The organism is Protofrankia sp. Cas4 (assembly GCF_963555915.1).
Taxonomy (GTDB): domain Bacteria; phylum Actinomycetota; class Actinomycetes; order Frankiales; family Frankiaceae; genus Protofrankia.
Genome location: NZ_CAUVXL010000025.1, coordinates 1 through 14895, shown reverse-complemented (window position 1 = coordinate 14895; position 14895 = coordinate 1). Strand labels below are relative to the sequence as shown.

General features: G+C 65.6%; 13 protein-coding genes. 6 read left to right on the top strand and 7 right to left on the bottom strand.

Annotated elements, in window-relative coordinates:
* Nucleotides 1–41 precede the first annotated feature (41 nt).
* The 3 genes from U9979_RS02660 (at nucleotide 42) to U9979_RS02650 (ending at nucleotide 4400) form a co-directional block, all read left to right on the top strand.
* Complete coding sequence (locus U9979_RS02660; RefSeq protein ID WP_322778111.1) at nucleotides 42–887, top strand: SAM-dependent methyltransferase; 846 nt, start codon at nucleotides 42–44, stop codon at nucleotides 885–887.
* A gap of 73 nt (nucleotides 888–960) precedes the next feature.
* Nucleotides 961–2916 carry a KedN5 family methylcobalamin-dependent radical SAM C-methyltransferase gene (locus U9979_RS02655; protein ID WP_322778110.1) on the top strand — a complete coding sequence of 652 codons (1956 nt, stop codon included), beginning with the start codon at nucleotides 961–963 and terminating at the stop codon, nucleotides 2914–2916.
* A 248-nt stretch (nucleotides 2917–3164) separates the two neighbouring features.
* Nucleotides 3165–4400, top strand: coding sequence for an IS4 family transposase (locus tag U9979_RS02650; RefSeq protein ID WP_322778109.1), 1236 nt, complete (start codon nucleotides 3165–3167; stop codon nucleotides 4398–4400).
* A 218-nt stretch (nucleotides 4401–4618) separates the two neighbouring features.
* Here U9979_RS02650 and U9979_RS02645 read toward each other — a convergent pair whose 3' ends face one another.
* The 4 genes from U9979_RS02645 to U9979_RS02630 form a co-directional block, all read right to left on the bottom strand.
* The gene (locus tag U9979_RS02645) at nucleotides 4619–5404 is read right to left on the bottom strand and encodes a DUF3050 domain-containing protein (protein ID WP_322778108.1); all 786 of its coding nucleotides are present in this window, start codon (nucleotides 5402–5404) and stop codon (nucleotides 4619–4621) included.
* Nucleotides 5405–5448: 44 nt separating this feature from the next.
* The gene (locus U9979_RS02640) at nucleotides 5449–6678 is read right to left on the bottom strand and encodes a cytochrome P450 (RefSeq protein WP_322778107.1); all 1230 of its coding nucleotides are present in this window, start codon (nucleotides 6676–6678) and stop codon (nucleotides 5449–5451) included.
* Between the two features lie 64 nt (nucleotides 6679–6742).
* The gene (locus tag U9979_RS02635) at nucleotides 6743–7987 is read right to left on the bottom strand and encodes a cytochrome P450 (RefSeq protein ID WP_322778106.1); all 1245 of its coding nucleotides are present in this window, start codon (nucleotides 7985–7987) and stop codon (nucleotides 6743–6745) included.
* A complete protein-coding gene (locus tag U9979_RS02630; RefSeq protein ID WP_322778105.1) occupies nucleotides 7984–9273 on the bottom strand; it encodes a cytochrome P450 in 1290 nt (429 codons plus the stop codon). Before U9979_RS02630 ends, U9979_RS02635 begins: the two co-directional genes overlap by 4 nt.
* A 637-nt stretch (nucleotides 9274–9910) precedes the next feature.
* Between U9979_RS02630 and U9979_RS02625 the strand changes: the two genes are divergently transcribed.
* Entirely contained in the window at nucleotides 9911–10018 is a 108-nt protein-coding gene (locus U9979_RS02625) for a hypothetical protein (protein ID WP_322778127.1), read from the top strand.
* Nucleotides 10019–10218: 200 nt separating this feature from the next.
* A complete protein-coding gene (locus U9979_RS02620; protein WP_322778104.1) occupies nucleotides 10219–12270 on the top strand; it encodes a TerD family protein in 2052 nt (683 codons plus the stop codon).
* A gap of 78 nt (nucleotides 12271–12348) precedes the next feature.
* Here U9979_RS02620 and U9979_RS02615 read toward each other — a convergent pair whose 3' ends face one another.
* Entirely contained in the window at nucleotides 12349–12597 is a 249-nt protein-coding gene (locus tag U9979_RS02615) for a hypothetical protein (protein WP_322778103.1), read from the bottom strand.
* The gene (locus U9979_RS02610) at nucleotides 12548–13336 is read right to left on the bottom strand and encodes a transposase (RefSeq protein ID WP_322778102.1); all 789 of its coding nucleotides are present in this window, start codon (nucleotides 13334–13336) and stop codon (nucleotides 12548–12550) included. Before U9979_RS02610 ends, U9979_RS02615 begins: the two co-directional genes overlap by 50 nt.
* A 462-nt stretch (nucleotides 13337–13798) precedes the next feature.
* Here U9979_RS02610 and U9979_RS02605 point away from each other — a divergent pair, with 462 nt between their 5' ends.
* Nucleotides 13799–14341, top strand: a complete 543-nt coding sequence (locus U9979_RS02605; protein ID WP_322778101.1) for a class IV adenylate cyclase — start codon at nucleotides 13799–13801, stop codon at nucleotides 14339–14341.
* Here the strand turns inward: U9979_RS02605 and U9979_RS02600 are convergent.
* Nucleotides 14333–14895: dTMP kinase (locus U9979_RS02600; protein ID WP_322778100.1), on the bottom strand; the 563-nt coding region annotated here is incomplete at its 5' end. The genes U9979_RS02605 and U9979_RS02600 overlap by 9 nt on opposite strands.

Below are 14895 nucleotides of genomic sequence, written 5' to 3'. Positions count from 1 at the left end.
CGACAGGCAACCAGATGCCGCACGGTGACAGGAGCGAGGAAATGACTGAGGTTTCGCACCAGACCCCGAACGTGAACTCAGGGGATCGGAATACTGGCGAGTCGGACCTACCGGCCGACGTCCCCCACCCGGCCCGGATGTACGACTACCTGTTGGGAGGAAAGCATCACTTCGCGGCGGATCGCGACGCTGCCGAGGGAGCTTTGGCTGTGTTCCCCAACCTCCAGATCGCGGCGAAGGAGAATCGGGCTTTCTTGATGCGTGCCACCCGATTCGTCGCCCTTGCCGGAGTCCGCCAGTTCCTCGAGATCGGAGCGGGTTTACCCACGACCCCCAGTCTGCACGACGTCGCCCAGCAGATCGCCCCCGACTCTCGCGTGCTATATGTGGACAACAACCCCATGCTCTTCGTCCAGGCCCGCGATCTGCTCGTCGGGACCGAACAAGGCAAGGTCTCCTACTTCGACGCGGACCTCCGGGACCCGGAACGCATCCTGTCTTCCTCCGTGCTGAGGGAAACCATCGACCTCGCTCAACCCGTGGCGCTCTCCCTCGTCGCAGTCTTGCACTTCCTGGAGGACGGCGACGATCCGTACGCCATCGTGGACCGCCTGGTGGCTGCCCTCCCTGCTGGCAGCTACGTGACGATCGGCCACCCCACGGGTGACCTCGACTCCACCACGGCGGTGCTCGGCGACGATTTTCGAGCCCGTGGAATGCCGGCCCAACAGCGTAACCGAGCTCAAATCGGCCGGTTCCTCCACGGGCTGGAACTCATCGACCCCGGCCTCGTGCCGGTACACACCTGGAGGCCTGACCACACGCCCCCCGCCGATGTGACCGACGCAGCCGTGTCCATTTATGGCGCGGTGGCCCGTAAGCCCTGATGCGAGGACTCGTCCGTCGGGCCCGCGATGCTCTATGAAGCCCCCGCAATCCATCGTGGACAAGGGAGGGGTAGTGACTGATGCTACGCACATCAATGTGACTTTGGTCCAGCAAGGTGTCTGGGACATGCCCAAGGAATCCATGCCCCTGGCGGCCGGATTTCTCAAGAGCATGGTGATGGAGGATGTCGAGTTACGACAGTCCGTGACGGTAGAGATCTGCAACTTCCGGGGTGGTGTTACGCATGGCGAGATGGCAAGATCGCTTTTTTCGCGTACCCTTCCTGACATTCTCGCGTTCTCGGTTCTGGGTTGGAACGTGCGGGCGTTCGGCTCCCTTGCGGAGACTTTCAAGCAGCTCAAGCCAGCTGGGTGGGTGGTCTTCGGCGGGACGCACGTCAGCGGCCAGGCGGACCGCGTCTTCCGGCTTTACCCGGAGATAGACGTCATCGTCAACGGAGAAGGCGAGATCACATTCAGGGAACTTGTGCGTGCCAGAGTAAGGGGGGCGCGGCTCACCGATCTGGCGGAGATAGTCGGAATATCATGGCGGGCGGCCGACGGCGCATCCGTCACAAATGCGGATCGACCACGTATCGAGAATCTTGAGATCATTCCTTCCCCATTCCTCACCGGTGCGATCGATCTGGTGGATGAAAAGGGTGAATTTCGGTATGATGTCGCTCTGATCGAAACGAACCGGGGCTGCCCCTACAAGTGCGCGTTCTGCTACTGGGGTGGGGCGGTGGGACAGCGGGTTCGCGCGTTCTCCCGTGAACGGTTACGGGCGGAACTGGAGCTGTTCGCCAAGCTGGGTGTGCATACCGTAGTTGCCTGTGACGCGAACTTCGGCATGCTCCCAATCGACTTGGAGTTGGTGGATGACCTCATCGAGATCAAGAACAGATACGGCTTTCCGTGCGCCTTCGAAGGCTCGTGGGCGAAGAACAAGTCAAAGGTATTCTATGAAATCGTGAGGCGGATGAAGGAAGCGGGCCTGCGCAGCTCCTTCACCTTGGCGCTCCAGTCACTCAACCCCGATGCCCTGGAGTCGATGAACCGGCGTAACATGAAGGTGAACGAGTGGCACGACCTGGTCGAATGGCTGAACCAGGAGGGACTGGACTGCTACGCGGAACTCATCTGGGGAGCGCCCGGAGAAACCGTCGATTCCTTCATCGAAGGCTATAATGAGCTTTCTCAGTACGTGTCCCGGATCGCGGTGTATCCTATAATGTTGCTCCCCAACACCGCCTACGCGGAGAACAAGGCGTCGCACGGTATCGTCGCGGTGCGCGGAGACCACGACGACTTCGAGTACGTACTTTCGCACCGCTCGATGTCCTTCGAGGACAACGCACGAGTCCAGCGTTTTCTGTTCTGGGCACGAGTGGTCGCGGAGAACGCGGTCCTGCGCCATTGTTGGCTTCCTTTGCGGTTGCTGGCCGGCTGGCAGCAGTCCCGGCTCCTGGACAGCCTGGCGGACTGGGTCGACACGACGTCATGCTCACTCGCGGCCACTTTGCGCGAGGCCGCCGCCCGCGCACACGGGGGCGGGGCCCCCGCCTACGCGAAGGCGATCGGCTATCTGTTCAGCGATCCGGGACGGCAGGCACTGGAACTGTGGTGGCGGGAGGTAGTGAGTCCGCAGCTCGATCTGGCATACCGCCCGTTTCTGGACGAGGTCTTTCGCTTCGACCTACTCACACAGCCCGTCTTCCCCACTCCGGGAAGCACGGGCGGGGGCGATGCGCGCTCCGACCTCCCACCTCTGCGGGTGATCGATGGCCACGAATACTACGTACGTGAGAACGTCCTGCTCAGCCATGATGTGCCCGCCCTGCTGGCCGCCTCGCGCTGTGGCGTCCCCATGTGCCTCAGCCCGACACCGACTCGGATCGACCTGTGGTACCGGGTGGGCGCGTTAAACGCGGTGATATCCACCAATCACGAAGAGATCGTGCACTTCATGGGGGAATCTCGGACCGCCGGTTCCCTAAGCCTGGATGTACCGAACGGCATAGGATGAAACCGGCGTGTGATTGTTACATACCACCGCGAAAACGCACGCTGGCTCCGATGATCCGAACCTGCTTCGCCACTGGATAAGACCCACCGGCTGTTCCTCGCAACAGAGCCACATCCTGTTCCCTCCCGGCCATCGGCCCGGGCACGGTGCCCGGGCCGGGCGCAATGGCCATGCGTTAAGTGATCGTTTGCTGGTGGTGTGGGTGATGTGGGACACGACGGGTCGCAGGGTTATCGCCGGACGGCTGGTTGCCGGACCGGGTGTCGTTGGGGGCGTTGACGAAGGCGTTCCCGCCGGAACTGGTGGACCGAGTGCTGTGGGACACCGACACGGTGGAAGTGCGGCGCCGGCTGCTGCCGTCCCGGCTGGTGGTCTACTTCGTGTTGGCACTATGGCTGTTCCGGGGCCATAACTGTGGGTATGTGCAGGTGCTGTCGAAGGTCGTGGACGGCCTGTACCACCGGCGCCGGGCAGAGGCGTTACTCGCGGGGGTGGGACTGGACCCCGCCGGGTGGGTGGACGCCGGCGGGGGCCGACGATGGAGACCGCCGAACGGTTCGTCGTTGTCGCGTGCCCGGGCACGGGTGGGCGCCGACCCGCTGCGCATGCTGTTCGACGCGGTGGCCGGGCCGGTCGGCGCCCAGGGTGCCCCCGGAGTGTTCCTGTGCGGGCTGCGGGTGGTCTCGATGGACGGCACCACGACGGATGTGCCCGCCACCGACGACAACGACGCGGTGTTCGCCCGGCCGTCCACGGCGGGCCGGGTCGGGGCGTTTCCCCAGGTCCGCTGGCTGGTGGCGGCCGAGTCGGGGACCGGGGCGCTGGTCGGGGCCACGTTCGGCCCGTACACCGTCGGTGAGCAGACACTCGCGTTGGATCTGCTGCCCGTGTTCGGCCCGGGGATGCTGGTGCTGGCGGACCGCAATTTCCTGTCTCATGCCCTGGCCCGGGATGTGCTGGCCACGGGTGCGCACCTGCTGTGGCGGGCGTCGGCGTCGTTCGCCCTCACTCCCGTCGACGTGCTCGCCGATGGGACCTACCTGGCCGAGCTGAAGCCCGCGCGGACGGCCGACGGCCTCCCGATCACCGTCCGGGTGATCGAGTACACCGTGCACGCCAGCCCCGCCGACGGCGGCGCCGCCTCCGCCTCGGAGCTGTTCGCCCTGGTGACCGACCTGCTCGACGTCGAGGCCTACCCGGCGCTCGACCTGGCGTGCGCCTACCCGATGCGCTGGGAGTGCGAAACCGTGATCGGTCATCATAAGACCGACATGGGTGAGGGTCAGCCCGTCCTGCGTAGCAAAGACCCTGAGGGCGTCGCGCAGGAGATGTGGGCGCTGTTCGCCGTCTATCAGGCCGTCCACCAGCTCATCGGCGCCGCCGTCGACGCTACCGGCATACCCCCCGGAAAGATCAGTTTCCGTCATGCTCTGACCGCCGCGACCGATACCGTCACGGCGGCTTTCCCCCCCTCACCGCCGTGATCTGGCCCTGGCCACCTTCCTCCTCAAGATCCTCCAGTCTGCGGCGTTCGTCCGGGACCGCCCGGACCGGGCCAGCCCCCGTAAGACCAAGAAGGCCGGCGACTTCCCCGCCCGACGGCCCGGCGAACCCGCCGTGGTCAAGGTCCACCGACGCATCGAACTTCACTGCCTCGAACCACGATGATCACCTTAAAGCAGCGCCACTGGGGCCGGGCGTGTCAGGAGTCGAGCGCTGCGACGATGCCGTCCCACAGGGTGACCCGCGCGTCCAGGGCACCAACGACGGCCGTGGCGCACTCGTCCCACTTGGTCAGATCGTCGCTGCACAGGTCGGTGAGCATAGCCATCGCCATCGGTGTGTGCTTCTCGCCGTCGACCTCGATGTGCCGCGCCAGGTAGCCGCGGAACGTGGTTAACCTGCTGATCTGGTCGTCGTTCCGGATGACCTGGTCGAACATCTCGGGGATCAGCTCCTCTCGACCGAACGCGAACGCCGCGGCGAGGCAGTGCAGCGGCGCGGTCGTGATGAGGTTCCAGGTGGCCGCGACGAAGGCAGCGGCCGCCGGTGGCACCGCGACGACGGCGAGCGCCCGGGGCACCTCGGATCCGTCCCGGACCAGATTCAGGAAGTCGATGATCGGCCCAGTGTCGGCACCTGCCTGCCTCATACCGTCGACGTAGAGCTCGAAATGGCTGATGTGACGATCGCCGAACGTGTCGCTTTCCTCGGCTAGTACGATTTCGTTGATCAGGCGTCGGCTCTCCAGTGAACCGCGCGGCACCCACGGAACCTCAACGCAGGTGAGGTTCCGTTGAAGCACCTTGAGTAGCGACATGAAATCCCAGACCGCGAACACGTGGTTCTCGGTAAAGGTGTTGACGTCATCCAGAGTCCTCAAGCGGCCGTAGATCGGATGCCTGGTGACCGCCACGCGTGCGTTCTCGATTTTCGTGCGCAGGTCGTCGATCGCCGAATACTGTTTGCCCCAGTCATTACGAGACATGGCAGTCCGCTCCGTTTCGGGCCGGGATACGGGGTCGGTGCGGGTCAGGGCGAGCCGACGCCGGCCAATACAACGGGCAGGACGCTGATGCGGCGGGTCAGCCAGCCGGACTCCCAGCTCACATCGGTGGTGTCGCTGAGCCGGGCGTTCGGGTAACGGGACAGGAAGGCGGTCAGGGCGATTTTGGCCTCCAGACGGGCCAGCGGCGCGCCGAGACAGTAGTGGCGACCGACGCCGAAGCTGAGGTGGCCGAGGGCTGTGCTCGGGTCGAAATCGTCCGCGAGCTCCCCGTGCGGACAGCGGTTGACCGCGGCTACGTTGATCTGCACAGCTGCACCCTTGGGGATGAGATGGCCGCCAAGGTCAAGGTCCTCGGTGGCGAACCGCCAGGTCGCGTGCGGGAACGGCGGATGTACCCGGAGGGTTTCCTCAATCCACGCCTCGATCTCCGCCTCCGAGCCCGGACGCTGGCCGGCGGGCTTGCGCAACGCCTCCAGCATCGCTGAGGCGATCAGGCTCGCCGTCGACTCGTAGCCGGCCATCACCAGGCCGACTGTCCACGTCACGACCTCGTTGATCGTGACGGCAGCCTCGCCGTCGACCGCGTCGAGAAGGGCGGTCATCACTCCCTCCTGCAACGGGCTCGGATCATTGGCCCACCCCGTGACCGCAGCGACCAGCGCACCGATACCACGCCCCCGCACGGCTAGGTCCGGCGAGTAGATGATGTCGTCCGTGACGCGCTTCAGCTCCGCGTGCATTCCCGGCGGGAGGCCGATCATCTTGCAGATAGAGCCCCGCGGGATCGGATGGGTGTAGCCCTCAACGAGATTCACCTCGCCGTCGCCCGCGGCCGCCTCGGCGGCGAGCCCGTCCAGCAGTTCCTCCGCGAGCGGGGCCAGGCCGGTGGCCCACGTCTCGGTGTTGCGTGGGGTGAAGATCCGTGCGTGCAAGTTCCTGATCCGGGTGTGTTCCGGACCGTCGCTCATCACCATGGCGCGAGCGACCTCGGCGCTGGGCTGCGAGCCGGTAAACTCGCCGGGGACCCGCATCCAGTCGGGGGTGAGCGCGATGTCCTTACTCAGCCTCCGGTCGGCCAGGACACTGCGCGCCAGATCCATGTCGCAGACGTCCCATGCGGTTCCGTCGTAGTATTTGATCTTGACAATCGGTGCTACCCGGCCGGCGGCGAGCATGGTGGGCATGCAGTCCCCCGGCGCCGGGTTGATCGGCATGTCGACCAGCGGCGCGTCCAACGAATCGTCGACGTTCATTGCTTGCCTCCAGTTTCTGGGAACACTGCAGTTACGCTGCGGGAGCTGAGGATCTCTGTCCCAGTCACGCTGGTCGTGCCGTCCGTGATGGGTTGGGGCGCTCGGTGTTGGCTAGCACGACGGGCAGGACGCTGATGCGGTGGGTCATCCATTCGGACTCCCAGCCCACCTCGGTGGTGTCGCTCAGCCTGGCGTTGGGAAAGCGGAAGAGAAAGGCGGTCAGGGCGATTTTGGCTTCGATGCGGGCCAGCGGCGCGCCGAGACAGTAGTGGTGGCCGAGCCCGAAGCTGAGGTGGCCGAGGGATGCGCTCGGGTCGAAATCGTCCGCGATTTCCCCGTGCGGGCAGCGATTGGCTGCCGCTACGTTGACCAGCACGGGTGCGCCCTTGGGGATGAAGTAGCCGCCGATGTCAAGGTCTTCGGTGGCGAACCGCCAGGTCGTGTGCATCGCCGGCGGGTGTATGCGGAGGGTTTCCTCGATCCAGGCCTCGATCTCCGCCTCGGAGTTCGGACGCTGGTCGGTCGGCCTGCGCAGTGCCTCCAGGATTGCCGGGGCGATCAGGCTTGCCGTCGGCTCGTAGCCGGCCATCACGAGGCTGACGGTCCATGTCACGGCCTCGTTCATCGTGATGACGTCGTTCTGGACGTCTTCGAGCAGGCCAGTGATCACTCCCTCGTGCAACGGACTGGGATCACTGACCCACCCCGCGACCGCACCGGCCAGCGCACCGACACCACGCTCCCGCACGGCCTGGTCCGGCGAGTAGGTGATGTCGTCGGTGGCTCGGCGCAACACGGCGTGCAGGTCCGGCGGGAGGCCGAGCATCTCGCCGAAGAACGCCAGCGGGACGGGGTAGGTGTAGCGATTGACCAGGTTCACCTCGGCTGCTTGCTCGGCGGCGAGTTCGTCGAGTAGTTCCTCGGCCAGTTGGGCCAGACGGGTGGCCCACTTCTCGGTATTGCGTGGGGTGAAGATCCGTGCGTGCGCCTGCCTGATTCGGGTGTGTTCCGGATCTTCGCTCATCACCATGGCGCGAGCGGAATCGGCGCTGGGCTGCGCGGTGAGCATCGCGCCGGGAATCCGCATCCAGTCGGGGGTGAGTTCGATGTCCTTGCTCAGCCGTGGGTCGGTCAGGGCGGTACGGGCGAGATTGATGTCGCAGATGTCCCATACAGTTCCGCCGTAGTAGTTGACCGTGACGACCGGTGCTACCCGTCCGGCGGCGAGTACGCTCGGCATGCAGTTCCCCGGCGCCGGGTTGATCGGCATGTCGACCTGCGGCGCGTCCAACAAATCGTCGACGTTCATTGCGTGCCTCCGGCTTCCGCCACTGCGTCAGTCTGTCGGTCGCGCCTTCCGTGATCGGGTTGGGCCGCGTCGGGCCCGGCCAGCACGACGGGCAGGACCCTGATACGGCGGTTCATCCACTCGGACTGCCAGGCCACCTCGGTGGTGTCGCTCAGCCTGGCGTCGGGGAAGCGGGACAGGAACGTGCTCAGGGCGATTTTGGCTTCGACACGGGCCAGCGCCGCGCCGAGACAGTAGTGGTGGCCGAGCCCGAAGCTGAGGTGGCCGAGGGATGTGCTCGGGTCGAAATCGTCCGCGAGTTCCCCGTGTGGGCAGCGGTTGACCGCGGCTATGTTGATCTGTACGGGTGCGCCCTTGGGGATGAAGTAGCCGCCGATGTCAAGGTCTTCGGTGGCGAATCGCCAGGTCGCGTGCGTCGCCGGCGGGTGTATCCGGAGGGTTTCCTCGATCCACGTATTGATTTCCGCTTCGGACTTCGGACGCTGGCCGGCGGGCTTGCGCAGCGCCTCCAGGATCGTCGCGGCGATCAGGCTCGCCGTCGTCTCGTAGCCGGCCATCACGAGGCTGAGGGTCCACGTCACGACCTCGTCCATCGTGATGACGTCGTTCTGGACGTCTTTGAGTAGCCCGGTGATCACTCCTTCGTGCAGCGGGCTCGGATCACTGGCCCACCCCACGATCGCACCGGCCAACGCCCCGACGCCGCCGGCCCGCATGGCCTGGTCCGGGGAATAGAGGATGGCGTTGGTGACCCGCTTCAGCTCCGCGTGCATCTCCGGCGGGAGGCCGAGCATCTCGCAGAGAAAGCCCAGCGGGATCAGATCGGTGTAGCGCTCAACGAGATTCACCTCGGCATTGCCCTCGGCCGCCTCGCCGGTGAGTTCGTCCAGCAATTCCGCCGCGAGTGGGGCCAGACGGATGGCCCACTTCTCGGTGTTGCGTGGGGTGAAGATCCGTGTGTGCGCCTGCCTGATCCGGGCGTGTTCCGGGCCGTCGCTCATAAGCATGACGCGAGCGACCTCAGCGCTGGGCAGCGAACCGAGAATGTCGCCGGGAATTCGCATCCAGTCGGGGGTGAGTTCGATGTCCTTGCTCAGCCGTGGGTCGGTCAGAGCCGTGCGTGCGAGATTGATGTCGCAGACATCCCATGCGGTTCCGCCGTGGTAGTTGATCGTGACGACCGGTGCTACCCGTCCGGCGGCGAGTACGCTCGGCATGCAGTCCACCGGCACCGGGGTGATCGGCATGTCGACCTGCGGCGCGTCCAACGAATCGCCGACGTTCATTGCCTGCCTCCAGCTTCCGCTTTCTGATCCGCTGCGAGGTCGGGTTTTCTCGCCCCAGACTGACATCCGCGCCAACCCAGTCGACTCGTGCGGTGGGCGGTAGCGACGATGTGGTCGCGGTATCCAGCGGTGAATTTCCAGTGATTACCACGACGAGCGCTGGAAGCTCGGCCAGCGGGTGATTGAGCGGGGGCCGTGTTGTAGAAGATGTCCGCCATGCCCGCTCCGTATACCAGCGAACTCCGTGTCCGTGCCCGGTGAGATACCGAACGACGGAAAGCATCGGGTTGACGTGGCCGTCGGCCGGGGTCGTCGCGATCAGTATTTCGTGCCAAGGTCGTATCCCTCGCCGTCGAGCGGGCCCGTCGATTGGTCCGCTGCGGGACCACAGTGACCTACGCGTACCCGGAACGGGACGGATCAGCGGTAACACTGTCAGTCCGGAGGATGACGACGGGTCCGCACGGGCCCTGACGGGTGTGCCGGCGCACAGAAACTACTCACGTTGGTGATGGCCAAGGGGATGTGAGTAGTAGTCCGGGTCAGCGCCGTTGAAGATCTACTTCTGCGGTGGAGGGGTTGGTCTTGGTGCGGTACCAGGGTGCGCGGGTGCGGTGGTCGGTGACGCCGGCGGGGCCTGACCCAGGCGGACGTCGCCGACCGCATGCACGTCCGTCAGGAACGCGTCTCCGCGATCGAGCGGGCCACCGTCGATGCCAGCGAGCTGCGCACGGAGAGTGGCTGACTGCGTCGATCGTCAGAGATCCGGTTGAGGCCGCCTGCGCATCCGATTGGAGGCTGTTGAGCTTGACATATTGTCGTCTATTGTTGTGTATATGATTGCCCGTCGATGTCATATCGTAGTGATAGTGATAGTGATGGGAATTCGGCTGGCTGGGGTCTTGGGGATATGGTCCCGGTATGTGCGCTGCGACGGTTGCGGCCATGCGCAAGGGGGGAAACGTAACCCTCAGCGCCCTGGCTGACGAGCTTGGTTCGGTCTCGGTCATTCTTGAATGGGCTGCTGAGAAGGGGCATCGGCTTGACGCGGATGTGAGCGTGCTGTTGCTTGGGGATGACGGGAAGGTCCGGTCGAACGACGACTTCGTTTTCTACAACCAGCCGTCCGGGGCAGGCGGGGCGGTCAGGCTTCGCGGCAAGACCTCCGCTGCCGGGGAGCGGCACACGGCCTTCACCGACGTCGTTGAGGTCGACATGGATGACGTCCCGGACAGCGTCGAGCGGGTGCTCTTCGCCGCCAGTTTGGACGGCGGTGAAGGTGATGGCTTTGGCCGGCTGGAGTACCTGCGGCTGCGGCTACTGCGGGGGGCTGACGCAGTGGAGCTGCTGCGGTACGACGTCACGGGTGCATCCACCGAGACCGCGTTCATGCTCGGGGATGTCTACCGCCGTTCCGGGCAGTGGAAGTTCCGCGCGGTCGGCCAGGGATACGACACAGGCCTGGCGACCCTCGTCACCGAATACGGTGTCGAGGTCGACTCCGACGAGGAAGACAGCCCCGCACCCGGGCGAACCGAGCAGGTGGCGCCCGTAGGCGCGGATCCCGCGGACGGCGGCGGCACCACTGCCGGGGTAGATGCTCCCAGCGCTGCAGGTCCGCCAGATGTGTCCCGCCCGCCGGCCAACAGGAGGGAGCGGCGAACCCAGACGGTCACCACGAAGAAAAGCAGGTCGGCGCGGCGGCTGCCGGCGTCGAAGGCGAGAAGGCCCGATGCCGGGGAGGTAGAGCAGCGGTGGCAACCGGCGAGGCTGTTCCCCGTTGCGGGTATCGGTGGTGCGGCGGAGCAGGAACGGCGCGCGACGTCGGCGTTGCTGGCCGTCGTGGGTTCGGTGCGCGAGTTCGGTCGTGCTTTGACCACCCGCTTCGGGGCGCCGGCCGGCCAGGTCGAGACGTTCATCGAGGTGCCGTTCAACCGGGGCGACGACCCCTACGTGCCGGACGGCCTTATCAGAGTGACCCGGGGGCAGCGATCGTGGACCGCGCTGGTCGAGGTGAAGACGGGCACTGGTGAACTCCGCTCGGGGCAGGTCGAGGCGTACCTCGACATTGTCCGGGAACAGCGGTTCGACGCCGTGCTCACCATCTCCAATCTGATCACGACGGCAGACGAACGCCATCCTGTCGCGATCGACGGGCGGAAAACGAAGAAAGTCGGCGTCTACCATCTGTCGTGGGCGGAGATACGATTCCGCTGCCAGCTCCTGATCGAGAATAGCTCGGTGGCGGACGCCACCCAGGAGTATATCCTCGGCGAGTTTCTCCGGTACCTCGATCACGGGCGTTCCGGGGCGGAGACGTTCGACGACCTGGGACCTCACTGGGTGGCGGTGAGGGACAGCGTGTCGGCGGGCACGCTGCGACCCACGGACAAAGGACTGCCTTCCGTCGCCGAACGCTTCGACCAGTTTGCCCACTGTCTGTGCTTACACCTGGGTGGGCTGCTGGGTATCGAGGTCATCTCCCAGGTGAACCGCCGTGTGGACGCGACGCAGCGGCGGCAGATGTTGGCCGAGGAGCTGTGCGGGAACGGCACCCTGTCTGCGATGCTGCGGATCCCCGGGGCGGTCGGTCCAGTGACCGTCACCGCGGATCTGCGTGCGGGCCGGGTCGTGTGCTCGGTAAGCATTGACGCACCTCGCCAGGGACGCCCGCTCACCCGGGTGAAGTGGATGGTGAGGCAGCTCGGGGATGCGAACGGAAATCTGCGGGTCGAATCGTTCGACCAGGGATCGCGGGAAGCAGCCCGAGCCGAGCTTCTCGCCTTGGTGCGCCAGAAGCCTGACATCCTGGTCACCGATCCGGGATGTGAGATCAGGGCCTTTCGTATTTCCTTGAGCGCTCCCCTCGGGACGAAACGCAGTATCGGGAAGGGCACGTTCGTCACCTCGGTGGTGGACACGCTGGAGAAGTTCTACGAAGAAGTGGTGCAGAACCTGCGTGAATGGCGTGACTCCGGCGAGGCCACTTCGACGTAAGTGTTCGGTGATGCCGTGGAGGGCACGCGGAGAGCCCGGCCGGTGTGTGCCGGTCGGGTGCGCGTCGATGATGCGGGATTAAGGCGCGGGTCCGTCGTGGGCGTGACGGTCGGACGGGTCGGTGCCGGCGGGGTCGGGGCTGCTGCCGGTGTCCTCGGGGGCGGGCAGCCAGACGAAGAACTGTTCCAGCGCCTTGCCGGCGGGAGCCTTTCCGCCGGCTGCGGCGCAGGCGTTCAGGTAGTCGGTCAGGTAGGCCAGGGGTTCGCGACCATTACATTCAACGATAACAATAATCGTCCGACCCGGGCGGCCAGGTGCGCGGCCCATTCCGCCTGTGCGCCGTAGTAGTTCTTCCGGCCGACCAGCGGGTTCCGCAACGCCCGCTCAGCCGGGTCGTCCAGGTCACCCGGGCGGGTAGGGCACGGAGCTCCTTGCCGGCGTAGGCGGCGTCGGCGACCACGTGCAGGCTGCGGTCGGGGAGGGCCGTGGCAAGCGTGGTGACCATTTGGCGGGCCAGCCGCAGCCGGGATGCCGACACGGTGTTCGTCCGGGCGAGGCGGGCGAGGCGGGCGAGGCGGGCGAGGCGGGCGAGGCGGGCGAGGACGGGTAGGCACACCGGCCGGTCGAGCATCGGGAGTCGCTCCACGATCCCGAGGAGCACCCAGGTGTTTCCGTAGCCGACCTTGTCCCGGCTGGGCGCGGAGCCGTCGTGGAACCAGCCGGCCGCCCAGACTTTCTTTCCGGATCGGTGGAACAAGGTGTCATCGACGGCTACCGTCACGGCGCCGGTCGGTACCAGGAGGGTGACGACGAGGCGGGCCAGGGCCAGGCCGAGCTGGTCGGGGGACCAGGCGGCGTGGGAGAAGAACCGGTGGACCCGATGATGGGGCCATACCCGGGACAGGCCGGCGCCCATGAGCAGGCCGCAGACCGTTCGTTCCCGTGTCTGTGCCAGCAGGCTGTACACCAGGGCGGTGAACGTGGTGAAACTCGGTGCGGTGAAACACGGCCGTAGGTGGGATAGCAGCACCACCGGCGACGGCGGTACGGTCGAGTCCGGGAGCATCGGCGTCCACTCCTCAGCGAGCGGTTTTTTTGGCAGGGTTGATGCTCCCCCCATCTACCTACCGTCGCATGTCCGTCCGCCGTCACGGTCACGGATGCGACCTGGGCGTGCGCAGAGCCCGACATTCGATTATCTGTTGACCGTCAGGCCACTAAACCAATCATGAAAACCGCGAAAGTCCAGAAGATGTTCGTCAGCTCCTCATACTCCCGAGTCCCCGTTAGTCTGCGCAGCTTCTCCCGATCCTCCGCGTTGCCGTACTTCTGTATGTAGCGGCTCATCGGAAGCGCTGCGGCCAGCAATTCTGACAGGAGAAACACGACCCGATCTTCACCTTATTCTTTTGCTACGGCAAATCTCCTCAATATCACTTCGTATAACAACCCGCGCGCCGCCTTGCTCCGGATCTCGCCGCCGTGCAAAGCTGCCCGGTCGGCTCGTCCGCAACGGCACGGAGGCGCAGTGCGCGAGGTTGAGGTCAAGTACCAGGTCCAGGACCCGGAAGCCCTGCTCGTCGCGTTCAAAGCACGCGGCATTGAGTTGAGCGCACCCGTTCACCAGGACGACCAGGCGTACGCTCCCGAGGGCTGGCGCTACGGCGACAACAAGCTCGGGGTGTCCTTCGTACGGCTTCGTACGGTGGACGGACGGTACACCTTCACGCTCAAACGTCCGGCCGAGAACGCGCTGTCGTGCGACGAGTACGAAACGGCTGTAGCTGACCGCGAGCAGATGCACCGCGCCATCCTGGCGATGGGCTACCGCGCCACGGTGCGCATCGCCAAGGTGCGCCGGACGGCCACGCTGCCTGACCTTGAGCTGTGCGTGGACGAGGTAGCTGGCCTGGGCACGTTCCTCGAACTGGAACGCATGGTGTCCGGCGACGTACCGGGCGAGGCGGTGCAGGCCGAGCTGGCGGCGTTCGTCGCCTCGCTGGAGATCGAAGGCACCCGCACGGACGAGACGTACGACTCCCTGGTACGTGCCGCCTCAGCGTCAGCCTGATCGCTGCCCCAGCCGCTCAAGCACGGCATTGAGCACGACGGCCGCCACGGTTTCGGCTGGCTCGTCCCTGACCTCGTAATGGAGCACGTCCTGACCCGTCTCGCGGAGGTGGTGCGCAACATCGCGGTACAGCCGGTCCTCGACCACGCGGGCCGCCACACCACCCTGATGGAAGCGGCTGTAGACACCGCGATCCGCTGCGTGCTGCTCGGACTGCCTTGGCTCGCCGGTCAGGATGACCGTCAGATCAGGCTTGTCGGCGTACTGGTTGAGCTGAGCTAGGAAGCTCGGCTCTACGCCGTCGATCCGTTGCAGGACAAGGGTTGTCGGCACGTAGCGGTCACAGATGACCACGTAGCCAGCCCGGAGGGCCGGTCGGATGTCGTACTCCAGGTGGTAGTACCGATCCGCAGCTACCAGGCAGGCCAGCACCAGGCCGCGGTACTCGTCCGTGCCCTGCCGCGCCAGCTTGCCGAGGGCCGAGTCGGACGGCTCCTTGGTGGCGACGACCGGGACGCCCTGCGCTGCCAGCTCGGCCCGCACATGCTGGACTA

Excerpts from the sequence above, each read along its gene's own strand:
- U9979_RS02615 (WP_322778103.1), bottom strand. The coding sequence starts at position 12,597 with ATGGGCCGCGCACCTGGCCGCCCGGGTCGGACGATTATTGTTATCGTT.
- U9979_RS02660 (WP_322778111.1), top strand. The coding sequence starts at position 42 with ATGACTGAGGTTTCGCACCAGACCCCGAACGTGAACTCAGGGGATCGG.
- U9979_RS02630 (WP_322778105.1), bottom strand. The coding sequence starts at position 9,273 with ATGAACGTCGGCGATTCGTTGGACGCGCCGCAGGTCGACATGCCGATC.
- U9979_RS02645 (WP_322778108.1), bottom strand. The coding sequence starts at position 5,404 with ATGTCTCGTAATGACTGGGGCAAACAGTATTCGGCGATCGACGACCTG.
- U9979_RS02620 (WP_322778104.1), top strand. The coding sequence starts at position 10,219 with ATGCGCAAGGGGGGAAACGTAACCCTCAGCGCCCTGGCTGACGAGCTT.
- U9979_RS02635 (WP_322778106.1), bottom strand. The coding sequence starts at position 7,987 with ATGAACGTCGACGATTTGTTGGACGCGCCGCAGGTCGACATGCCGATC.
- U9979_RS02640 (WP_322778107.1), bottom strand. The coding sequence starts at position 6,678 with ATGAACGTCGACGATTCGTTGGACGCGCCGCTGGTCGACATGCCGATC.
- U9979_RS02610 (WP_322778102.1), bottom strand. The coding sequence starts at position 13,336 with ATGCTCCCGGACTCGACCGTACCGCCGTCGCCGGTGGTGCTGCTATCC.